General features: G+C 69.9%; 22 protein-coding genes. 6 read left to right on the forward strand and 16 right to left on the reverse strand.

The genetic code is table 11. From position 1 onward, the window contains the following. The first annotated feature begins 160 nt into the window (after nucleotides 1–160). Together HRC28_RS19930 and HRC28_RS19935 are read left to right on the forward strand one after the other, a co-directional pair. Nucleotides 161–1,555 (forward strand): S8 family peptidase, encoded by a 1,395-nt coding sequence (locus HRC28_RS19930; protein ID WP_182377140.1) that lies wholly within the window; start codon nucleotides 161–163, stop codon nucleotides 1,553–1,555. A 152-nt stretch (nucleotides 1,556–1,707) separates the two neighbouring features. Then, complete coding sequence (locus HRC28_RS19935) at nucleotides 1,708–1,989, forward strand: choice-of-anchor J domain-containing protein (protein ID WP_182377141.1); 282 nt, start codon at nucleotides 1,708–1,710, stop codon at nucleotides 1,987–1,989. A 73-nt stretch (nucleotides 1,990–2,062) separates the two neighbouring features. Here the strand turns inward: HRC28_RS19935 and ftsY are convergent, their stop codons facing one another. The 14 genes from ftsY to HRC28_RS20005 form a co-directional block, all read right to left on the reverse strand. Further along, nucleotides 2,063–3,193 carry a signal recognition particle-docking protein FtsY gene (gene ftsY / locus HRC28_RS19940; protein WP_182377142.1) on the reverse strand — a complete coding sequence of 377 codons (1,131 nt, stop codon included), beginning with the start codon at nucleotides 3,191–3,193 and terminating at the stop codon, nucleotides 2,063–2,065. Between the two features lie 34 nt (nucleotides 3,194–3,227). Next, nucleotides 3,228–3,416: a hypothetical protein gene (locus tag HRC28_RS19945; protein WP_182377143.1), complete on the reverse strand. Its 189-nt coding sequence runs from the start codon at nucleotides 3,414–3,416 to the stop codon at nucleotides 3,228–3,230. Nucleotides 3,417–3,530: 114 nt separating this feature from the next. Then, entirely contained in the window at nucleotides 3,531–4,004 is a 474-nt protein-coding gene (locus HRC28_RS19950; RefSeq protein WP_182377144.1) for a thioesterase family protein, read from the reverse strand. Next, nucleotides 4,001–4,384 (reverse strand): hypothetical protein, encoded by a 384-nt coding sequence (locus HRC28_RS19955; RefSeq protein WP_182377145.1) that lies wholly within the window; start codon nucleotides 4,382–4,384, stop codon nucleotides 4,001–4,003. The genes HRC28_RS19950 and HRC28_RS19955 overlap by 4 nt, the downstream gene beginning before the upstream one ends. Beyond that, nucleotides 4,381–7,974, reverse strand: coding sequence for a chromosome segregation protein SMC (gene smc, locus HRC28_RS19960; protein WP_182377146.1), 3,594 nt, complete (start codon nucleotides 7,972–7,974; stop codon nucleotides 4,381–4,383). Before smc ends, HRC28_RS19955 begins: the two co-directional genes overlap by 4 nt. 257 nt (nucleotides 7,975–8,231) lie before the next feature. Then, a complete protein-coding gene (locus HRC28_RS19965) occupies nucleotides 8,232–8,420 on the reverse strand; it encodes a hypothetical protein (protein WP_182377147.1) in 189 nt (62 codons plus the stop codon). An 84-nt stretch (nucleotides 8,421–8,504) separates the two neighbouring features. Then, entirely contained in the window at nucleotides 8,505–9,362 is an 858-nt protein-coding gene (gene mutM, locus HRC28_RS19970) for a bifunctional DNA-formamidopyrimidine glycosylase/DNA-(apurinic or apyrimidinic site) lyase (protein WP_182377148.1), read from the reverse strand. A gap of 18 nt (nucleotides 9,363–9,380) precedes the next feature. Then, entirely contained in the window at nucleotides 9,381–10,109 is a 729-nt protein-coding gene (rnc, locus tag HRC28_RS19975; protein WP_182380795.1) for a ribonuclease III, read from the reverse strand. A 10-nt stretch (nucleotides 10,110–10,119) separates the two neighbouring features. Next, nucleotides 10,120–10,305 (reverse strand): 50S ribosomal protein L32, encoded by a 186-nt coding sequence (gene rpmF, locus HRC28_RS19980; protein ID WP_182377149.1) that lies wholly within the window; start codon nucleotides 10,303–10,305, stop codon nucleotides 10,120–10,122. A 43-nt stretch (nucleotides 10,306–10,348) separates the two neighbouring features. Then, the gene (locus tag HRC28_RS19985) at nucleotides 10,349–10,915 is read right to left on the reverse strand and encodes a YceD family protein (protein ID WP_182380797.1); all 567 of its coding nucleotides are present in this window, start codon (nucleotides 10,913–10,915) and stop codon (nucleotides 10,349–10,351) included. 82 nt (nucleotides 10,916–10,997) lie between these two features. Next, nucleotides 10,998–11,489, reverse strand: a complete 492-nt coding sequence (coaD, locus tag HRC28_RS19990) for a pantetheine-phosphate adenylyltransferase (protein WP_182377150.1) — start codon at nucleotides 11,487–11,489, stop codon at nucleotides 10,998–11,000. Continuing rightward, a complete protein-coding gene (rsmD, locus tag HRC28_RS19995; protein ID WP_182377151.1) occupies nucleotides 11,486–12,079 on the reverse strand; it encodes a 16S rRNA (guanine(966)-N(2))-methyltransferase RsmD in 594 nt (197 codons plus the stop codon). The genes coaD and rsmD overlap by 4 nt, the downstream gene beginning before the upstream one ends. 10 nt (nucleotides 12,080–12,089) lie before the next feature. Continuing rightward, nucleotides 12,090–14,351, reverse strand: coding sequence for an ATP-dependent DNA helicase RecG (locus HRC28_RS20000; RefSeq protein ID WP_182377152.1), 2,262 nt, complete (start codon nucleotides 14,349–14,351; stop codon nucleotides 12,090–12,092). 12 nt (nucleotides 14,352–14,363) lie between these two features. After that, nucleotides 14,364–16,055 carry a DAK2 domain-containing protein gene (locus tag HRC28_RS20005; RefSeq protein ID WP_182377153.1) on the reverse strand — a complete coding sequence of 564 codons (1,692 nt, stop codon included), beginning with the start codon at nucleotides 16,053–16,055 and terminating at the stop codon, nucleotides 14,364–14,366. Between the two features lie 143 nt (nucleotides 16,056–16,198). Between HRC28_RS20005 and rpmB the strand changes: the two genes are divergently transcribed. Further along, the gene (gene rpmB, locus HRC28_RS20010; protein ID WP_056714197.1) at nucleotides 16,199–16,384 is read left to right on the forward strand and encodes a 50S ribosomal protein L28; all 186 of its coding nucleotides are present in this window, start codon (nucleotides 16,199–16,201) and stop codon (nucleotides 16,382–16,384) included. A gap of 106 nt (nucleotides 16,385–16,490) precedes the next feature. Here rpmB and HRC28_RS20015 read toward each other — a convergent pair whose 3' ends face one another. Then, nucleotides 16,491–17,459 (reverse strand): thiamine-phosphate kinase, encoded by a 969-nt coding sequence (locus HRC28_RS20015; protein ID WP_237111875.1) that lies wholly within the window; start codon nucleotides 17,457–17,459, stop codon nucleotides 16,491–16,493. Between the two features lie 123 nt (nucleotides 17,460–17,582). Between HRC28_RS20015 and HRC28_RS20020 the strand changes: the two genes are divergently transcribed. Next, entirely contained in the window at nucleotides 17,583–17,816 is a 234-nt protein-coding gene (locus tag HRC28_RS20020; RefSeq protein ID WP_200954689.1) for an Lrp/AsnC ligand binding domain-containing protein, read from the forward strand. 3 nt (nucleotides 17,817–17,819) lie between these two features. Continuing rightward, nucleotides 17,820–18,305 (forward strand): DUF3515 domain-containing protein, encoded by a 486-nt coding sequence (locus tag HRC28_RS20025; protein WP_182377155.1) that lies wholly within the window; start codon nucleotides 17,820–17,822, stop codon nucleotides 18,303–18,305. 1 nt (nucleotide 18,306) lies between these two features. Here HRC28_RS20025 and HRC28_RS20030 read toward each other — a convergent pair whose 3' ends face one another. Next, nucleotides 18,307–19,431 carry a D-alanine--D-alanine ligase family protein gene (locus tag HRC28_RS20030; RefSeq protein WP_182377156.1) on the reverse strand — a complete coding sequence of 375 codons (1,125 nt, stop codon included), beginning with the start codon at nucleotides 19,429–19,431 and terminating at the stop codon, nucleotides 18,307–18,309. A gap of 24 nt (nucleotides 19,432–19,455) precedes the next feature. On the opposite strand from HRC28_RS20030, the gene HRC28_RS20035 reads away from it, so the two are divergent. Beyond that, entirely contained in the window at nucleotides 19,456–20,541 is a 1,086-nt protein-coding gene (locus tag HRC28_RS20035; RefSeq protein WP_182377157.1) for a PLP-dependent aspartate aminotransferase family protein, read from the forward strand. The last annotated feature ends 3 nt before the right edge of the window (nucleotides 20,542–20,544 follow it).

Here is a 20,544-nt window from a genome sequence, read left to right on the forward strand (position 1 = left end):
CGGCCGTGTAACGAGTTCTCCGAAGCGATGGCGTGGCGATGACGCACCCGTGCTGGCACGTAGTGCTGATGTGCCATTGCCCCTGGCGGTGCACCGGCCTAGCGTCACGAACGGAGGGAGCAGGGAGGGAACCTCACTCCCCATGACAGGCGGTTTCTCAATGCACGTCTCAGTTCGGGCTGCGCGTAGCGCGGCCGCGCATTCACCATCACGCAGCCGAGCCTCGGCCATCGGACTGCTGTTCTTCGCCCTCATCGTCACCGGCTTCGGCGCCGACCCTGCGTCGGCCGCGCCGAAGCCCGACGATCCCTCTCGCCCGGGACCCGCAGACGGTCCGCGCGGCAAGCGCGTTCCGGGCGCCGAGCACCCCGGCGACCTGCCGGACTACGACGCCGAGTCCGCGCGCATCAGCAACCCGAACGCCGGCCAACCCGTGCCGAACCAGTACATCGTCGTGTTCAAGCCGGGGCTCGCCTCCCCGAAGGACACCGAGAAGGAGATGGTGGCGAAGAACAACGCCACGGTGAAGTTCAGCTACGGCCACGCGCTGGAGGGCTTCGCCGCGGTCATCCCGCCGGACCGCATCGACAACGTCCGCAACCATCCGAACGTCGCATACGTCGAACAGGACTACTACGTCGGGCCGCAGGACATCGTCACGCCAGCGCCCACCTGGGGTCTGGATCGCATCGACCAGCGCGACCTCCCGCTGAACAACTCCTACAACGACATCAACGAGGGCGCCGGGGTCCACGCGTACATCGTCGACACGGGCATCCGCCGGACTCACACGGAGTTCGCAGGTCGTGTGGGCAACGGGTTCGACGCCGTCACGTCGGGCGGGACGGCCAACGACTGCAACGGTCACGGCACCCACGTCGCCAGCACCGTCGCCGGAGCGACGTACGGCGTCGCCGACAAGGCGATCGTCCACCCGGTGCGGGTCCTGGACTGCAACGGCAGCGGCAGCAACGCCGGCGTGATCGCCGGAATCGACTGGGTCCGCGTGAACGCGACCAAGCCGGCCGTCGCGAACATGAGCCTGGGCGGTGGCGCGAGCTCGTCTCTCGACACGGCCGTCACCAACGCGATCAACAGCGGCATCAGCTTCGTCGTCGCGGGCGGCAACGAGAACCAGAGCGCCTGCAACGTCTCGCCCGCACGGACGCCCGCCGCGATCACGGTCGGCGCGACCACCAACACCGACGCACGCGCCTCGTTCTCCAACTACGGCACCTGCCTGGACATCTTCGCCCCCGGTCAGAACATCCCGGGTGCCTGGTCCACGGCAGACACGGCCACCAACACCATCAGCGGTACGTCGATGGCCTCGCCCCACGTCGCCGGCGCGGTGGCGCTCTATCTCAAGGCCAACCCCACCGCGACACCTGCTGCGGTCCGGGACGCACTCGTCAACCAGAGCACGCAGGGCAAGGTGACGGCTGCCGGCACGGGCTCACCGAACCGGTTGCTCTACACCGCGTTCATCACCGGCGGCGGGACGCCGCCGCCCCCGCCGCCTCCGCCCCCCCGCCGCCGCCCCCGAGCGGTCTGATCAACGGCGGCTTCGAGTCCGGTACCACCGGCTGGACGCAGTACTCCGCTGCCGGCTATCCCCTCATCACCACCTCGAAGCCGCGCACGGGCAGCTATTCCGTCTGGGCGCTCGGCTACAACAGTGGCACCGAGCGGATCTCGCAGCCGGTCGTGGTCAGCGGCACCGGCACGCTGACGTACTGGTGGTGGATGAACTCGAGCGAGGGCACGACCACCGCGTTCGACTACATGTACGTCCGCGTCCGCAACACGGCCGGCACCCTGCTGGCGACGGTGCGGACCCGCTCGAACACGGCCAGCCGGAACGCGTGGGTCGCGGACTCCGTCAGTCTGTCGGCCTACGCGGGCCAGCAGGTCGTGATCAGCTTTGAGTTCAGCAGCGACTCGTCGTTGGTCACGAGCTTCTACGTCGACGACGTGGGGCTCGGCTGACACCCGGCTGATACGGGCATGAAGCAGTGGTGGCCGCGCGGCTCATGACGAGCCGCGCGGTCACCCACAGTTGCTAGCTCAGCAGCGCGTCGACGAACGCAGCGGCGTCGAACGGCGCCAGGTCGTCGGGGCCCTCGCCCAGACCGACCAGCTTGACCGGTACGCCGAGCTGGCGCTGGACGGCGATGACGATGCCGCCCTTGGCGGAGCCGTCGAGCTTGGTGAGCACGATGCCGGTGACGTCGACGACCTCGGAGAACACCTTGGCCTGGATCAGGCCGTTCTGGCCGGTGGTCGCGTCGAGAACGAGGAGCACCTCGGTGACGGGCGCCTGCTTCTCGATGACGCGCTTGACCTTGCCGAGCTCGTCCATCAGGCCCTGCTTGTTCTGCAGGCGGCCGGCGGTGTCGACCACGACGGTGTCGACGCCGCGGTCCATGCCCTGCTTGACCGCGTCGAACGCGACGCTGGCCGGGTCGCCACCCTCCGGGCCGCGCACGACCTCGACGCCCACCCGGTCACCCCAGGTGGCGAGCTGCTCGGTGGCGGCTGCACGGAAGGTGTCGGCGGCCGCGAGGAGCGCGGTGCGGTCGTCGGCGACCAGGATCCGGGCGATCTTGCCGACGGTGGTGGTCTTGCCCGTGCCGTTCACGCCGACGACGAGTACGACGCCGGGGGCACCGTCCGCGCCGGTGACCTGCAGGGCGCGGTCCATGGTCGGGTCGACCAGGTTGATCAGTTCTTCACGCAGGACGGCGCGGGCGTCGGGGACCTGCCCGCCCTCGACGCGGAGCCGGGTGCGGAGCTTCTCCACCAGTTCCTGGGTGGGGGCGACGCCGATGTCGGCACCGATCAGGAGGTCCTCGATGGCCTCCCAGGTGTCCTCGTCGAGCTTCTCCCGGCTCAGCAGCCCGAGCAGGCCGCGGCCCAGCGCATTGGAGCCGGCCAGCCGCTGGCGCAGGCGAACCAGGCGCGACGACGGCTTCTCGGGGCGATCGAGGGTCGGCTCACTCGGTTCCTCGACCTCGAGGGTCGGAGTCTCGACAGGCTCGACCACCGGCGCGTCGCGCGGCGGCGCGAGGACGTCGGTCGGTGCCTTGTCGGGCAGCCGACCGGGACGTCGTACACGGGTGCCGACGAAGCCGACAATGGCCAGCACGCCGACGACGGCGATCCCGATGATGAGATAGAGCAACTCAGGCATGGGCCCATCCAATCAGGCTCCGCTCACGCGGCAGTTACTGCATGCGCAGCAGGTCCCGCTCGTCGTCAGCGATCACGGGCGCGGCGTCGACGGCCTTGCCGAGGGCGTCGCCGAGCCAAGGGGCGTACGGGACGGCCTCGCCGCGGTGCGGATACGCGACGTAGAGGACCACGACACCTGAGATGGCGAGGCTGAGCAGGATGGCCAGCACGACGAACAGCACTTTCGACTCCTCCGAGTAGGGATCGCTTCCTCCCCCATCGTGCACGGAGCGCTCAAGGAATCCGGCATTGACAGCGCCGGAAAGGCGCCCGGGAGGCGAGCGTCACACCACCCGTCAGACCAGCAAGGGCGCAACGGCCTCGCGGACGATGTCCGGAATCGGCGTCGGTGGACGTGCGGGATCGGTGTTGTCGACGTACACGTGGACGAAGCGGCCCTCGGCGCACGCGAACGCGCCCTCGCCGTCGGGGTCACCCTGGAACAGACCCACCCGATAGATCACCGACGTGTTGCCGAGCCGCTCCACCGCCAGACCCATCTCGATGGGTCGCGGGTAGCCCATCTCGGCGAAGTAGCGGCACGACACCTCGGCCACCACGCCGATCGCTGGCAGGTTCCGGATGTCGATGCCCGTGGCGTCGGCGAGATGCGCGTTGACCGCGGTGTCGATCAGGTCGAAGTACCGGGCATTGTTGAGGTGCCCGTAGACATCGTCGTCGGACCAGCGCGTGGTCGCGGTCCGCCACGCCTTGTACGATGCCCGGTCGGGCCGCTCCTTTCCGGTGGTCGAGCCTGTCGAGACACTCATGCTGTGCCTCCGGCCTCGGTGATGGCGGCGCGCAGTTCCTCGACGTCCGAGGACCGGGCGGCCACACCGCTGATGCTGGTGATCCGCAGGCCGTCGCTGGCCCGGAGCAACTTGAGTCCATCGATCTTCAGGTCCGCGAGGCCCTCGATGGGTACGCGTCGGGCAGTGGTCCGCAGTGCGCTCTTCACCTGGACCTCCTTGGCGCCGACGATGATTGCCACCCCCGTGTACTGCAGGCCGCCGAGCACGAGGAACATCGCGCCCAGCACCGCGTTGGGGATCCGGTCGTTGACCAGGCCCCAGACGAGCAGCAGCAGTCCGAGCGCGAGGAAGCCGATCGCGAGCCCCAAGGGGAACCGGATCCGGAGTGGCAGGGTCACGCGCTCTCGGCCTCGCGCAGGCGCTGGCTGATGACCGCGGAGACGCCGTCGCCGCGCATGGTGACGCCGTAGAGCGCGTCGCCGACCTCCATCGTCCGCTTCTGGTGGGTGATCACGAGGAGCTGGGAGTTCTCGCGCAGCTCCTCGTAGATCTCCAGCAGGCGGCCGAGGTTGGTGTCGTCGAGCGCCGCCTCGACCTCGTCGAGGATGTAGAACGGCGACGGACGGGCCTTGAACAGGGCGACCAGGAAGGCGACCGCGACGAGCGAGCGCTCGCCACCGGAGAGCAGGGAGAGCCGCTTGACCTTCTTGCCCGGCGGACGGGCCTCGACCTCGATGCCGGTGGTGAGCATGTTGGACGGGTCGGTCAGGACCAGCTTGCCCTCACCGCCCGGGAACAGGCGGGCGAAGGTTTGGTCGAAGGCCTTGGTGACGTCCGCGAACGCCTCGGTGAAGACCTGCTCCACGCGTACGTCGACGTCCTTGACGATGTCGAGGAGGTCCTTGCGGGTGGCCCGCAGGTCCTCCAGCTGCTCGGAGAGGAACTGGTGGCGCTCCTCCATCGCGGTGAACTCCTCGAGGGCGAGCGGGTTCACCCGACCGAGCATGTTCAGCGCGCGCTCGGCCGACCGCAGGCGCTTGATCTGTTCCTCGCGCACGTAGGGAACGGTGCGGGGCTCGGCCTCCTCTTCGGACTCGGCTGCAGCAGCCGGGGCCTCGGCGGCCTCGTCCTCGGGCACGTAGAGCACCGGCACCGGCAGGTCGGGGCCGTACTCGGCGACGAGCCCGTCGGCTTCCAGTCCGAGCTCCTCGAGCGCCTTGATCTCGATCTGCTCGATCCGCATCTTCTGCTGCGTGCGGGCCATCTCGTCGCGGTGCACCGAGCTGACGAGCTCCTCGTGCTCGCGACCGAGGTCGCGCAGCGACTGCCGGACGGTCATCAGTTCCTGCTCGCGGCCGCGGCGGGAGTCCTCGACGGCCTGACGACGCTGGGAGGCCTGCTCGACCGAACCTTCGAGCCGCGCGAGCACGAACGTCACTGCGGTGGCGACGGCCTGTCCGGCACGTCCCTCGGCAATCAGACGGGAGCGACGCTCGGCGGCACGCGCACGTGCCTGCCGCTCGGCCTGCGCGGCCTTGCGCATCTGGTCGACCCGACCGTGCAGGGCACGGCCGCGCTCCTCGGAGGTGCGCAGCGAGAGCCGCGCTTCCATCTCGGACTGGCGGGCGGCGCGGGTGACCTCGACGAGGCGTTCCTGCTCCGTGGTGTCGGGCTCTTCCTCGCCGTCCTCCTCGGCGCTGGCAAGGCGCTGCTCGAGTTCGGCCAGCCCGACGAGCGCCTGTTCGCGGGACGTCTCGGCCTGCTTGATCGCCTCGGTCATCCGCTCGGCCTCGGCGCGCGCGGCGCGGGCCAGCGAACCGTGCTGGCCGAGCTCCTCGGCCACCGCTGCGAGGGTGGCGTCGGACTCGTGGAGCTTCGCCAGCGCCACGTCGACCCGCTGCTGGGCAGCGGACTTCTCGTTCTCGATCCGGGCGAGGTCGAACGACAACCGCTCGGACGACGCGATGGCCTCGGCCAGCGACGAGGTGGCCTCGTCGACCGCCGCCTGGATCTCAATCAGGCTCTGGCTGGCGTTCGAGCCACCAGACGCGAAGTGCGCACCGAGCAGGTCACCGTCGCGGGTCACTGCGACGACGTCGGGCAGGTCGGCGACCAGCGATCGGGCAGCGGCGAGGTCGTCGACGACGGCGATCTTGCGCAGCAGGCGGTTCAGCGCCGGGCGGACCTGGGCCGGGCAGTCGACGACGGAGGCGGCGTACGACGCCCCGGCCGGCAACCCGGGCCACTGGCTGACGTCCTCGGCCTCTCCCCCACCGAGCAACAGACCGGCGCGGCCGAGGTCGTCGGCCTTGAGGTGGTCGATCGCCGCAAGGGCGGTGTCGGCGTCGGTGACGGCGACGGCGTCGGCGGCGGCACCCAACGCGGTGGCCACCGCGCCTTCGTAGCCGGAGCGCACGTTGATCAGGGCGGCCACGGAGCCGAGGAGGCCGGAGACGGTGTCGCTGGCCGCGAGCAGTGCTCCGGCGCCGTCCTTGCGGGCGAGGCCGAGTTCGAGGGCTTCCTTGCGAGCGGTCAGTCCCGCCTTGTCGCGGTCGGCCTGCTGGGCCTCCTCGCGCAACTTGCCGAGACGCTCGGCCAGGTCGTCGAGTTGGGCGACCGCGGCTTCGTGCTCGGAGTCGAGGCCTTCCTCGCCGGCGTCCAGTCCAGCGACGCGGGTCTCGAGGGCGGTGAAGTCGCGCTGGGACTTGTCGGCGCGCGTCGTCGCGTCGGCGCGGGCGGTCGAGAGGCGACCGATCTCCTCCTCAGCGGCGCTGGCGCGGGAGCGGAGCGTGTTGACCTGGCCGTGCAGGCGAGCCAGCCCCTCACGTCGGTCTGCAGCAGCGCGGAGCAGGCCGGCAACCCGGCGTTCCTCGGCGGCTGCCGCCTCTTCAGCGGTACGACGACCCTGGACCGCCGTTTCGAGAGCGGTCTGCTGCTCGGCGACCTGGGCAACGATCCCGGCCTCCTGCTCGGCAAGACGCGCGGCCTCGGCCTCGAGTTCGTCGGGATCGCGTCCGTCCGGGGTGCCGTCGGCGTCAGCTCCAGCAGCGTTGCGCACTCGTTCGGTCGCGAGGCTGTGGGTGCCGCGGAACCGCTCACGCAGTGCGTTGAGCGACGACAGGGTCTCCTGCGCCACGGAGAGGGCGGGGAGGTCTTCGCGCAGGGCCGCCTCGAGGACGGCCTCCTGCTCGCGGGCCACGGCCACCGCGGCTTCGACCTCGGCGCGCCGGGTGACCAGCACGCTCTCGTCGGCGAGCTCCTGCTCGAGCGCGGTACGGGCCGTGACGAGGTCGTCGGCCAGCAGGCGTGCCCTGGCGTCACGGACGTCGGCCTGGACCGTGGCGGCCCGGCGGGCGACCTCGGCCTGGCGGCCCAGCGGCTTGAGCTGGCGACGGATCTCGCTCAGCAGGTCGTTGAGGCGGGTCAGGTTGCCCTCGGTGGAGTCGAGCTTGCGGAGCGCCTTCTCCTTGCGCTTGCGGTGCTTGAGGACACCGGCCGCTTCCTCGATGAACCCGCGCCGGTCCTCCGGCGTCGCGTGCAGGATCTGGTCGAGCTGGCCCTGGCCGACGATGACGTGCATCTCGCGGCCGATACCGGAGTCGCTCAGCAGTTCCTGGACGTCGAGCAACCGGCAGGACGTGCCGTTGATGGCGTACTCCGAGCCACCCGTGCGGAACATGGTGCGGCTGATCGTGACTTCGGAGTAGTCGATCGGGAGCGCACCGTCGGAGTTGTCGATGGTCAGCATCACCTCGGCGCGACCGAGCGGCGGGCGCCCCGTCGTACCGGCGAAGATGACGTCGTCCATCTTGCCGCCGCGCAGGCTCTTGGCGCTGGCCTCACCCATCACCCAGGCGAGGGCGTCGACGACGTTCGACTTGCCCGAGCCGTTGGGGCCCACGATGCACGTGATCCCCGGCTCCAGCTGCAGGGTCGTCGCGGACGCGAAGGACTTGAACCCCTTGAGGGTCAGGCTCTTCAGATACACGCAATCTCCCTAGCTTGTTCCAGTGCACACGTGTCGGTGTGCCGGACACAGGCGGTCGATCCTGTCACCTCGTGCAGGAACGGACCGTCGCGGGGGAAGCTCGGCGGACTCAGGCTACCCCGCGACCCCGTCGGATTCGTGCATCCGGGTGTCGTCGGATGTCGACAAATGAAACGGACCACCGTCGCTGGAGCGAGGGTGGTCCGGGGTGGTGCACCTGAATGGCAGGAAACCTGCCGTCAGGAGTCAGCTACAAGTCACGCCGGCTGCATGTCGCCGGTCAGGATCTCGGCAGCCCGCGCCGACACCAACTTGTCGTTCTCCTCAGACAGACGGAGGACGAGGGACTCCAACTCGGCGACCCGGTTGCGCAGGCGAGAATTCTCAAGCGCGAGGCGGGGGTCGCGGAGGTCGCTGTTCAGGTGTCCGATCAGCGCCTTGGCCATGAAGTTGAGCCTTCCGGTTCGAGGGTCGGCCCGAGGGGTGGGGGCCGTCTACAAGAGTCCCACTTCAGCGTGCGCGGGTCAATCTCAGAGCCTACGACGAGGAGTGGGCTGGCATCGTGGGCAGAAGTACGACGACCGGTTCATGAACGCGACCCGCCGGATCGCCGTGCCGCATCGGTCACAGGGCTCGTCCTCGCGCCCGTAGGCGTGCAGCGAGCGGTCGAAGTAACCCGATTCGCCGTTGACGTTGACGTACAGCGCATCGAAGGACGTCCCACCCTGGGCGAGCGCAGCGCCCATGACCTCGCGGGCGTGGCGGAGCAGGTCGACCGCCTGTTTGCGGGTGAGCCGGTCCCCCGGCCGTTCGCCGTGCAGGCCGGCGCGCCAGAGCGCCTCGTCGGCGTAGATGTTGCCGACGCCGGAGATGAGGCCCTGGTCGAGCAGCAGGCGCTTCACGCCGGAGGTGCGCTTGCGGAGGCGGGCGATGAACTGCTCGTCGTCGAACTCCGGGTCCATGGGGTCCCGGGCGATGTGGGCGATCTCGGGCGGCAGTTCAGCACCGCCGAGCGACACGGACAGGCCACCGAACATGCGCTGGTCGACGAAGCGAAGCTCACGTCCCTCGGCCGCGCCGTCCAGCCGGAAACGGACCCGCAGGTGCCGTTCGACCGGGGCGTCGACGGGCTGCACGAGCATCTGGCCGCTCATTCCGAGGTGGCCCAAGATGGCGTCGCCGTTGTCCAGAGGAAGCCAGAGGTACTTGCCGCGACGGCGAGCGCCGTCGATCCGGCGGCCGGTCAGCGCGGCGGTGAAGCCCGCAGCGCCGGACGGGTGGCGTCGTACGGGACGGTCGTGCAGGACGTCGATCGCGGTGATCGTTGCGCCGACCACGTGGCGCTCGAGCCCGGCGCGGACAACCTCGACCTCGGGAAGTTCAGGCACGGTGGAACCGGCGGTGGATCAGCTGCCGGCAGCGATCGGACGACCGTGGGCGTCGAGGCCCAGGTCGGCAGCGATCTCGCCGTATGCCGTCTCGGCGGCGCCCTGCTCGGCTTCCTTCTTGGAGCGGCCGGTGCCGTTGCCGTAGAGCCGTTCGCCGACGCGGACCTGCGCCGTGAAGGTCTTCAGGTGGTCCGGGCCGTCGTCCTCGATGACGTACTCGGGCACGCCCAGCGACTGCTCGGCCGCGAGTTCCTGCAGCGAGGTCTTCCAGTCCAGGCCCGCACCGAGGGCCGAGGCAGCCTCGATGAGCGGGTCGAAGAGCCGGTGGACGACCTCCGAGGAGGTGGTGATGCCGCCTCCGCTGAGGTGGATCGCGCCGATCACGGCCTCGACGGTGTCGGACAGGATCGAGGCCTTGTCGCGACCGCCGGTGGCTTCCTCGCCGCGACCGAGCTTGATGTGCTTGCCGAGACCCATGTCGCGGGCCACACCGGCCAGCGCGCGGGCGTTGACGACCGCAGCACGGAGCTTGGCGAGCCGGCCCTCGGAGAGGTCCGGGTGGATCACGTAGAGCGTTTCGGTGACGACGACGCCGAGCACCGAGTCACCGAGGAACTCCAGCCTTTCGTTGGTCGGAAGACCACCGTTTTCGTAGGCGTAGGAGCGGTGCGTCAGGGCGCGGTCGAGCAGCTCGGGGTCCAGCGTGGGATCCCCGAGCGCTCGACGCAGCTCGACGTAGTCGGTGATGCTGCAGGCCTCAGAGGACCTGGCGACGGGCGGCGCGCGCGCCGTACTGGCCGCAGGTGCCGCACGCACGGTGCGGGAGGTGCTTGGCACCGCACGCCGGGTTGGCACAGGTGACCAGCACCGGGGCGACGGCCTTCCACGCAGAACGACGGTGCCGCGTGTTGCTGCGCGACATCTTCCGCTTCGGAACAGCCATGTCTTCTCCTTGAAATCGGGGAACGTCGACGCTCGGGTGAGCGCTAGTCCTTGTGGTCTTCGTGGGCTTCTTCGGTCAGCGCTGTCAGCGCCGTCCAACGCGGGTCGATCGCCGCCTCGTGCGTGTGGTCCGGGTCATCCGCCAGCCGTGCGCCACATTCGACACACAACCCCGGACAGTCGTCCTCACACAGCGGCTGGAACGGCAGTGCAAGCACCACCGCGTCCCGCAGCAGCGGCTCCAGGTCGACCAGGTCGTCCCGCAGCATGCTGACCTCGTCGTCCTCTTCCGCGTCAGCGGAATCCCGGATGTCGTCGTAGACGAACAGTTCCTGGAAATTCACCACGAGGTCTTCGCGGATCGGTTCCAGGCACCGCGCACACTCACCCTCCAGCCCGGCTTGCGCCGTACCGGTGATGAGCACACCTTCCATGACCGCTTCCATGCGCAAGTCGAGTTCAACCGGCGCGCCTTCGGGTACGGCAAGGACTTCGATGCCCAGATCTGCCGGAGCCGGCACTGTCAGCAACACCTCACGCTGGGACCCCGGACGGCGGCCGAGCTCGCGTGTATCGAGCACGAGCGGCGCTCTCGGGTCCAGGTCGTTCAGGTGAATCACTTCCAGGTCCGGGCACAACAGATCGGATCAATCTTAGGGTCAGCGCTCTGACCGGGCAAAACGCGGTCGATGCTCACTCCTGACCCGTCCGTTCTGCGAGGCGCTCGACGAGCCGTTTGTGGACGGCCGGCGGCACCAGTTCGGAGACGTTGCCGCCGAGTGCCGCGACCTCCTTGACGAGGCTGGAGGAGACGTAGCCCAGCGACGCGGTGGTCGGGATGAACACCGTCTCAACCCCGGTCTGGTGGGCGTTCATCTGCGCCATCGGCAGTTCGTACTCGTAGTCGTTGCCGCCGCGCAGGCCCTTGACGATTGCCTGGGCGTCCATCTCGCGGCAGAAGTCGACGATCAGGCCGGTGAAGCCCATCACGGTCACGTTGGGGAGGTCGGCACACGCCTCACGCAGCATCTCGAGCCGCTCGTCGGGCTCGAAGAGCCGCGACTTCGAGATGTTGGTGCCGGTGGCGACGATCAGCTCGTCGAACAGCGCCGACGCGCGCCGGAAGATGTCGACGTGCCCGTTGGTCACGGGGTCGAAGGAACCGGGACACACCGCACGGGTCATGGGGCGAGGCTAGTGGTACCCGGGTGCTCGGCGAACCACACGGTCGTCTCGCCGTACCTTTTCTGCCCCCGTTTGCCCGACAGCGGTACGACGCCAGAGGGCCACGAGGGCTGCGGGCTGCGCCGCGAACGCTCCACCACCACGAGCGCGTCATCGGCAAGCCACCCCTGCACGGCGAGCAGGGCCAGGTCCTCGGCCACCGTCGCGTCGTCGAGCGGGTACGGCGGGTCGGAGAAGACCAGGTCGAACGGCGCCCGAGGCGGCTCGGCGAGGACAGCCGTGACACTGCGCGCCAGCACATCGGCCACCTCGCAGCCGATGCTGCGGGCGTTGCCGCGAATCAACTCGGCGGTGCTCCTGTCGGACTCGACGAGCGTCACCGCTGCGGCGCCACGGGACCAGGCTTCGAGCCCGATGGCCCCCGATCCGGCGTACAGGTCCAGGACGCGCAGGCCCTGCAGCGAGCCGGCCCAGGCCTCGAAACTGGAGAACAGTGCCTCGCGGACCCGGTCGCTGGTCGGCCGCGTCTGGTCGCCCTTGGGCGTCTGGAGGCGGCGCCCGCCGGCCACTCCCGAGATGATGCGTGTCATGGGCGTGTCCTCACGACTTGTCCACGAAGCCGGCCTGCTGCGACCGCTCCAGATCGAGTACGGCGTCCGCCAGTTCCGCTGCGTGCGCGAGATCGGCGTCCTGGTCCAGCAGCCCTTCCGCGGCCTCACGTGCGGCCACGATGGTGTCCTCGTCGCGGAGCACCCGGAGGTTCTCGAGGCTGGAGCGACGTCCGGCCTGCGAGGCGCCGAGCACGTCGCCCTCGCGGCGTTGTTCGAGGTCGAACCGGCTGAGCAGGAACCCGTCGGTGGTGGAGGCGACCACGTCGAGGCGTTCGCGTGCGGGCGTGCCGACCTCGGTGTGGCTGACCAGCAGACACAGGCCGGGGAATCCGCCACGACCGACCCGACCGCGCAGCTGGTGGAGCTGGGAGACACCGAACCGGTCCGCGTCGAGGATGACCATGGCGGTGGCGTTGGCGACGTCGACGCCGACCTCGATCACCGTGGTCGACACCAGCACGTCGAGGTCGCCGGCGGCGAAGGCGCGCATGGTCGCGTCCTTCTCGTCGCTGGCGAGGCGGCCGTGGAGACGGCCGATCCGCAGCCCGGCCAGTGGGCCGTGGCCCAGCTGTTCGATGACTTCCTCGACCGCTGCCGCGGCAGGCGGAGGGGCGACCTCCACGGCCTCGCCGTCCTCGTCGATCACGACGTTCACCGCGTCGACCTGACCGGCCTCCGCCTCGTCGCCGGAGATCCGCGGGCACACGACGTAGACCTGATGGCCCTTCTCGACCTCTTCGCGCACCCGGGCCCAGACCCGGTCGATCCACGCAGGCTGCTGGACCAGGGGCACGACATTGGTCTGGATCGGTGCGCGTCCGGCGGGCAGTTCGGTCAGCGTGGAGGACTCGAGGTCGCCGAACACGGTCATCGCGACGGTGCGCGGGATCGGGGTTGCCGTCATCACCAGCAGGTGCGGCGGGTTGATCGCCTTGTCGGTGAGCGCCGCGCGCTGCTCGACACCGAAGCGGTGCTGCTCGTCGACCACGACCAGGCCGAGGTCGGCGAAGAAGACGTTGTCCTGGAGCAGGGCGTGGGTGCCGATGACGATCCCTGCCTCGCCGCTGGCGATGCGCGAGAGCGGCGCGGTGCGCTGGGTCTTGTTCATCGAGCCGGTGAGCAGTTCCACGTGGGTGCCGGCGCCGGAGCCGAAGATGGTGCCGCCCATGGCGAGATCGCCCAGCATCGTGACGATCGAGCGGTAGTGCTGTTGGGCGAGCACCTCGGTCGGTGCGAGCAGGGCCGCCTGGCCGCCGGAGTCGACCACCCGCAGCATCGCGCGCAGGGCGACGAGCGTCTTTCCCGATCCGACTTCACCCTGGAGCAACCGGTTCATCGGGTGGGGTGCGGCCAGATCGGCCTCGATCTGCGCACCCACCTCGACCTGGCCGGCGGTGAGCGTGAAGGGCAGCCGCCCGTCGAAGTCCGCGAGCAGGGCCCCGTCGCCGCCGTCGCGGGCCGTCGCACCCAGGGACCGCGTCGCCCGGCGCCTCCGGCCGAGCACCAGTTGGGTGATCAGCGCTTCCTCGAACCGGAACCGGTGGTGCGCCTGCTCGACCTGGTCCTCGTCCTCCGGCTGGTGCACCCAGTCGTAGGCGCGCTCGACACCGACGACGTCGTACTTCTCCCGGATGGGCTCGGGGATGACCTCGGTGGGACTGTCGACGACCGACCGTGCGAACTTCACGGCGCGGGCGACGTCCCAGGACTCCAGGCCCTTGGTGAGGGGGTAGATCGGGTAGTAGGCGCCGAGGTCGAGGACGTCCTCGGAGAGCTCGCCCTCGTCGCCCTCAGCACCGTCGCCCTGGCCGAAGATCGTCATCTGCGGGTTGACCAGTTGCCACTGGTCCCGGAACTGGTCGGCCTTGCCGAGGAAGACGCCGCGGTTGCCGACGGCGACCCGCTTGGCGTGCCAGGCCGCGGTGCCGGCGTTGCGGGCGAAGAAGGTCATCTTCAGGCTCGGCCCGCCGGTGCGCAGCACTGCTTCGACACGAGCGGCCGGGCGGCCGGTCCGTCGGTCGTTGTAGGTGACGGTGCGGCAGTCGGTGATCTCGCCGACCACGCAGAGCATCTGGCCGACCCGGAGGTCGTCGATCTTCGTCAGTGAGCCGGTCTCGAGGTAGCGCCGCGGGAAATGCCGCAACAGGTCGCCGACGGTGTGCAGCCCGAGACCGTCGCTGAACTTCTTGCGCTTGGCTGGCGTCGCGGCGCCGAGCACGGTCGTCAGGGACGAATCGAAGGTAATCGCCACCTACGCCTCAGCTCATTCGACGGACATCAGGAGCGGGTATCGCTCCTGACCACCGTCGTACACCATGACGTCGACACCGGGGTGGACCTCCTCGACCCACGCGGCGGTGCGCTCGGCGAGGCCGTCGCTGTCTTCGCCGCTCACGATCGTCACCAGTTCGCCGCCGGCAGCCAGGAGGCGTTCGAGGACCTGGATCGCCACGGCGCCCAGTTCCTGCCCGACGACCGCGAAGTCGCCGGCGACCACGCCGAGGGCGTCGCCCGGCTCGCACGGACCTCCCGTGGTGATGGCCTGCTTGGCCGCGATCGTGACGGCGCCGTGGCGCACGTGGCGGGCGGTGGCCGTCATCTCGGTGACGTCCTGGTCGAAGGCCCGGCCGGGCTCATGGACGGCGACGGCCGCGAGGCCCTGGACCTGCGCGTGGGTGGGGATGACCGAGACCCGCAGGCCCTGGGCCCGGTGGTCGGCTTCCGCCGTACTGGCGGCGGCGAGCGCGGCCCGGACGGTCGGCTCGTCGTTCGGGAGTACGACGACCTCCCTGGCCCCGCTGCCGGTGATCGCGGCCAGCAACTCACCGGTCGACGGGCGACGCGTCGGGCTGCCGAGCACCACGACGGCTCCTGCTTCGGCGAAGAGCTCGCCGAGTCCGGGACCGGCGGCGACGGCCACGATGCAGCGGCCGGCCAGGGGGATGCTGGGCTCGCCCGGCTGGGCGTTCTGGGCAGCGATCTGCTCGGCGAAGTGGGTGACCCGGATCCGGTGCGGTCGTCCGATCTCGAGAGCGACCTCGATCGCGGCCCCGACGTCGTCGGTGTGGACGTGCACGTTCCACAGGCCGTCTCCCCCGACCACCACCACCGAGTCACCGAGCTCGCCGAGGCGCCCGCGCAGGTCACCGGCCGCCGGGTCGGGCGCGTCGAGGAGGTACATCACCTCGTAGGACGGACCGTCCTCGCTGAGGTCGTGGTCCGCGGCGGGCCGGAGCGGCACCGGGATCACATGGCTGCCGAGGGGCACGGTGACCGGAATCGGCCGGTGGCCCGTCAGCACGGTCACGGCGGCGTCGAGGATGACCGACAGACCGCGGCCGCCGGCGTCGACGACGCCCGCCATGGCCAGGGCCTCGAGCTGTTCGGGCGTGTGGCCGAGCGCCTCGCGCGCAGCCGCCGCGGCCGCCGCGAGCACGTCGCTGCTGCGTGCCGCCGGGTCGGCCGCGCACTGCACGGCCTCCTCGGACGCGGCGCGGAGGACGGTGAGCATCGTGCCCTCGACCGGCTCCCCCACGGCGGCATAGCTTGCCGTGCAGGCCTGGGCCAGCGCATCGGCCAGCACCATGGCATTGCGTTCATCGGGCGCGGCAGCGCTGATCCGGCGGGCGACCGCTCCGAGCATCTCGCTCAGGATCACCCCGGAGTTGCCCCGGGCACCGAGCAGTGCGCCGCGGGCGAAGGCCACGAGCGGATGGGGCGGGTCGTCGGAGGTGTCGGCGATCGCGGCCTTGAGCGCGTCGCGCGCGGCGACGACGGTGAGGTACATGTTCGTACCGGTGTCACCGTCCGGCACCGGGAAGACGTTGAGGGCGTCGATCTCCTCGCGGGCCTGTGCCAGGGCGTCGACCGCGATGTCGATGAAGCGCACCACGGTGTCGAGCGAGATGCTCTTTCCGGGCTTGCCGGCCGTCTCCTGCCCCGTCCCCTCGTCCATCGGGGGTCACACTAGTGGCTGGCGCGGACCACCTGACGATTTCTGCCCACGGCCTCCCGTCGGCTATTCTCTTCCGGTTGTCTGGAGTGCGTTGCGCGCCCGGTCGACACCAGACTTTGATCCGCAATCCTCAGGAGTTCACCATGGCCGCCGTGTGCGACATCTGCGCCAAGAAGCCTTCGTTCGGTAACAACCGGCCGTGGTCGCGAAAGATCACGAAGCGCCGCTTCGACCCGAACATCCAGCGCGTCCGCGCGACGGTCAACGGCACCCCCAAGCGCCTCAACGTGTGCACGGGCTGCCTCAAGGCCGGCAAGGTCTCCCGCTGACCTTGATCCACAGTTTTCGTCGAAGGCCGTCACCCTCACCGGTGGCGGCCTTCGTCGTTTCACTCGCCCTGCCGGTTCATCAAGGTATGAACCCGTAGCGAGAAGATCAGAAGTGGGACCAGCCGGTCGGGCCGTCGTACGACGCCCCGTCGACCGTGACCGTGGACTGCCCACCGGCGGGCAGCGCACTGACCGACCCGATCCGCGTCCAGCCGTCCGGGAGGGCGACGCCGGCCGGGAAGGTCGCGAGCAGCGCGTGGTCGTCTCCCCCGCCCAGGATGAACTGGAGCGGGTCCGCGCCGAGTGCGGCCCCGACAGCGATGAGCGGCTCGGGGATCTCGAACGAGGAGGTCACGATGTCGAGGCTGACACCCGAAGCACTGGCCAGGTGTGCCGCCTCGGACAGCAGGCCGTCGGAGATGTCGATCATCGAGGTCGCGCCGGCGTCTGCGGCCTTCGGCCCTGCGTCGTACGGCGGCGCGGGGCGCCGATACGACTCGACCAGCACGCGGGGTGACCGGAAGCCCCGGCCGAGCACGGCCAGGCCGCCTGCGGCCCAGCCCTGGCGGCCACAGATCGCGACCACGTCGCCGGGCAACGCACCGGAGCGCAGTACGGGCGAGATGGTGCAGGCGCCGATCGCGGTGACGGAGATGACGACCTGGTCGGAGCGGCTCACGTCGCCACCGACGAGGCCGGCACCGACGAGGGCGCACTCCTCGGCGAAGCCGCGGGTGAAGTCCAGGGCCCACGAGGCGGGGAGGTCGGCGGGTGCGGCCAGGCCAACCGTCAGCCACTGCGCGCGTCCGCCCATGGCGTTGATGTCGGAGAGGTTCTGGGCCGCGGCGCGGTGGCCGACATCGGCCGCCTCGGCCCAGTCGCGGCGGAAGTGACGGCCTTCGACCATCACATCCGTGGACACCACGACGTGGCCCTTGCGGACCCGCAGCACGGCCGCGTCATCGCCCGGACCGACCAGGACGTCCTCGCCCGGAGCGGTGCTGGAGACGATCGCGGTGATCTTGTTGATCAGCCCGAATTCGCCGAGGTCGGAAAGCGTCGCGTCGCGGTCGATCCCCGATGTCATGGGTCCATCCCACCAGACCGATCGGCCCGAGTGCTCGCCGGTTCTGCTGCGGCGCCTGCGCGATGTAGGTTGAAGCGTTCATCATCTCGTCGACGGGAGCTATGACCCATGGTGGTTCAGGCCTACATCCTTATTCAGACCGACGTTGGCAAGGCGGCGGATGTCGCCCGCGAGGTCGGCAACATCAAGGGCGTCACCCTCGCCGAGGACGTCACCGGGCCCTACGACGTGATCGTGCGCGCCGAGGCCCGCAACGTCGACGAGCTCGGCAAGCTGGTCGTCTCCAAGGTGCAGAACCTCGACGGGATCACCCGCACGCTGACCTGCCCCGTCGTCCACATCTGACGAGTGCATCTGCGTCGACGCCGGCTGGCGACCGTTCTGGTTGCCGCCGGAGTCGTCCTGGCGGCATGCGGCGGTCCGGTCGAGGTCGACGTACCCGACCTGTCGGGTGCCGACCGCGAGGCGTGCGAGGCCTTCGCGGCCGAACTGCCGGAGTCCCTGGCCGAACAGATGCGCGTCGACATCGAGCCGGCGGATGCACCGGCTGCCGCGTACGGCGATCCCGCCATCGTGGTGCGCTGCGGCGTACCCACGCCCGACGGCTTCGACCTGACCGCCTCCTGCGAGACCGCCAACGGGGTCGGCTACTTCATCCCCGATGAGCAGTACGACGACCAGGGGCTCGACCTGACGCTGACCGCCGCCGGCTACGAGCCGCGCGTGGAGATCAGCATCCCGGCGACGTACCGGCCCAACGCGGGACCGGCTGCCATGGCGGTGCTCGCGCCGTTGATCAAGGCGCACTTCACCCTGGTCGACGACTGCGCGTAGGTCAGCGGAGTCCGGTGGGACGCTGCAGGGCCAGGGTCAGCAAGCGGTCGATCAGATCGCTGTACGGCAGACCTGTCGCGGCCCACATCTGCGGGAACATCGACAAGGGCGTGAAGCCGGGCATCGTGTTGAGCTCGTTGATGACGAGCGAACCGTCGGGCATCAGGAAGAAGTCGACTCGCGCGAGGCCTTCGCAGCCGGCCGCACGGAAGGCGTCGGCCGCCAGCGTCTGCATGCGCAGCCGGGTGTCCTCGTCGAGGATCGCCGGGACGTCGAGCTCGGTCGCCTCCTCGGGGAGGTACTTCGCTTCGAAGTCGTAGAACTCGTGGTCGCCGGTGATCCGGATCTCGGCGGGAACACTGACCTCGACGCTGCCGTCGAGGTCCTCGAGCACACCGCACTCGATCTCGCGGGCTCCCTCGGCCGACACCTCGACCAGCACCTTCGGGTCGTGCGCGAGCGCACCTTCGATCGCGGCGGCGAGGTCGTCAGGACCGTGCGCCTTGGCGATGCCGATGCTGGAGCCGCCGCGCGCCGGCTTGACGAAGAGGGGGTAGCCGAGCTCCTGGCAACGCAGGTGCACGACCATCTGCTGGTCTGCCCACTCGCGTGCGGTGATCGTGGTGCCCGGCATGACGGGCAGACCCGCGGCCTGGAGGGCGACCTTCATGAAGGCCTTGTCCATGCACAGGGCCGAGGCCAACACCCCGGAGCCGACGTAGCGCACGTCGGACATCTCGAAGAGTCCCTGGATGGTGCCGTCCTCGCCCCAGGGACCGTGCAGCAACGGGAACACGACGTCGACCTCGCCGAACGCCTGCGGCGGTGCGGAGGGCTCGCTGACCACCAGACCCGTGCCCGCGGAGGTACGAGTGAGACTGACCGTGGCGCGCTCGCCGTCGACCGCCGGCAGCTGTCCCGGACCGGTGATCCGGTGCCGGTCGGGGTCGTCGGCCTCCAGTACCCAGCGGCCGTCGGTCGCGATGCCGATGGGGACGACGTCGTACTTCTCCCGGTCGATCGCCTGCAGCACGCTGCCAGCGGTCACGCACGAGATGGCGTGCTCGGTGGAGCGACCGCCGAAGACGATGGCGACGCGGATACGGCGGCCGGTGGGAGCATTCATCGCGGCTGACCCTACCTTTGAGGTATGTCGTTTCCCACGTCACGGCTCCACCCGGCGACCATCGCGGTGACCGCGGGCCGTCCGCCCCACGACCCCGACCAGCCGCTGAATGTCCCGATCACGATGACGTCGACGTACGTCGCGACGGGCGACCTGGAGTACGGCCGGTACGGCAACCCGACGTGGTCCGCATTCGAGGAAGCGCTCGGCGCACTCGAGGGCGGCCGCGCCCTGGCCTTCGCGTCGGGCATGGCTGCGGCCACCACACTGCTGGACCTGGTCGGACAGGACGGCGGCGTCATCGCACCGCGCCACTCCTACAGCGGAACCATCGCGGCGTTGGCCGACTTCGAGTCACGCGGCCGCCTGCACGCCACCCTCCTCGACATCACCGACACGGCTGCCGTGATCGCCGCCATGGAGGCGGACGAGGACTGCGCGATGCTCTGGCTCGAGTCGCCCACCAACCCCGCGCTCGAGATCGCCGACATCGCGACCTTGGCGACCGCGGCGCACGAACTCGGGATCCGGGTGATCGTCGACAACACCTTCGCCACTCCCCTGCTCCAGCAGCCGCTCTCCCTCGGCGCCGACATCGTGGTGCACTCGGCGACGAAGTACATCGCCGGCCACAGCGACGTCCTGATGGGCGCCGTCGTCACGGCCGATGAGGACGTGTACGCCGCCCTGAAGGGCCGCCGCGACCTCATGGGGGCCGTTCCCGGGCCGTTCGAGGCCTGGTTGGCACTCCGGGGCCTGCGCACCCTGCACGTGCGTCTGGAGCGCGCCCAGGCCAATGCCGTCGAGCTCGCCCGGCGCCTCGCCGAGCACCCGCTGGTCGAAGAGGTCCGCTACCCCGGCTTCGGCGCGATCATCGCCCCGGTCATCGTGGGCGGTGCCGATGCAGCCGACTTCCTGGTCCGTGCGACGTCCTTGTGGGTCCACGCCACGTCCCTGGGTGGCGTGGAGTCCACGTTCGAGCGGCGCCGTCGCTGGAAGCTCGAGGCGACGACCATCCCCGAAGGACTGGTGCGACTGTCCGTCGGCATCGAGGACGTCGAGGACCTCTGGGACGACCTGGTGCAGGCGCTGGACCGCATCAACGCCTGACGG

This window comes from Nocardioides sp. WS12 (assembly GCF_014108865.1).
Classification (GTDB): Bacteria; Actinomycetota; Actinomycetes; order Propionibacteriales; family Nocardioidaceae; genus Nocardioides.

What these genes read in the sequence shown, in the direction of transcription:
- HRC28_RS19930 (WP_182377140.1), top strand. Translation starts at nt 161, where the DNA reads ATGCACGTCTCAGTTCGGGCTGCGCGTAGCGCGGCCGCGCATTCACCA.
- ftsY (WP_182377142.1), bottom strand. Translation starts at nt 3,193, where the DNA reads ATGCCTGAGTTGCTCTATCTCATCATCGGGATCGCCGTCGTCGGCGTG.
- HRC28_RS19950 (WP_182377144.1), bottom strand. Translation starts at nt 4,004, where the DNA reads ATGAGTGTCTCGACAGGCTCGACCACCGGAAAGGAGCGGCCCGACCGG.
- HRC28_RS19965 (WP_182377147.1), bottom strand. Translation starts at nt 8,420, where the DNA reads ATGGCCAAGGCGCTGATCGGACACCTGAACAGCGACCTCCGCGACCCC.
- rpmF (WP_182377149.1), bottom strand. Translation starts at nt 10,305, where the DNA reads ATGGCTGTTCCGAAGCGGAAGATGTCGCGCAGCAACACGCGGCACCGT.
- coaD (WP_182377150.1), bottom strand. Translation starts at nt 11,489, where the DNA reads ATGACCCGTGCGGTGTGTCCCGGTTCCTTCGACCCCGTGACCAACGGG.
- rsmD (WP_182377151.1), bottom strand. Translation starts at nt 12,079, where the DNA reads ATGACACGCATCATCTCGGGAGTGGCCGGCGGGCGCCGCCTCCAGACG.
- HRC28_RS20005 (WP_182377153.1), bottom strand. Translation starts at nt 16,055, where the DNA reads ATGGACGAGGGGACGGGGCAGGAGACGGCCGGCAAGCCCGGAAAGAGC.
- rpmB (WP_056714197.1), top strand. Translation starts at nt 16,199, where the DNA reads ATGGCCGCCGTGTGCGACATCTGCGCCAAGAAGCCTTCGTTCGGTAAC.
- HRC28_RS20030 (WP_182377156.1), bottom strand. Translation starts at nt 19,431, where the DNA reads ATGAATGCTCCCACCGGCCGCCGTATCCGCGTCGCCATCGTCTTCGGC.
- HRC28_RS20035 (WP_182377157.1), top strand. Translation starts at nt 19,456, where the DNA reads ATGTCGTTTCCCACGTCACGGCTCCACCCGGCGACCATCGCGGTGACC.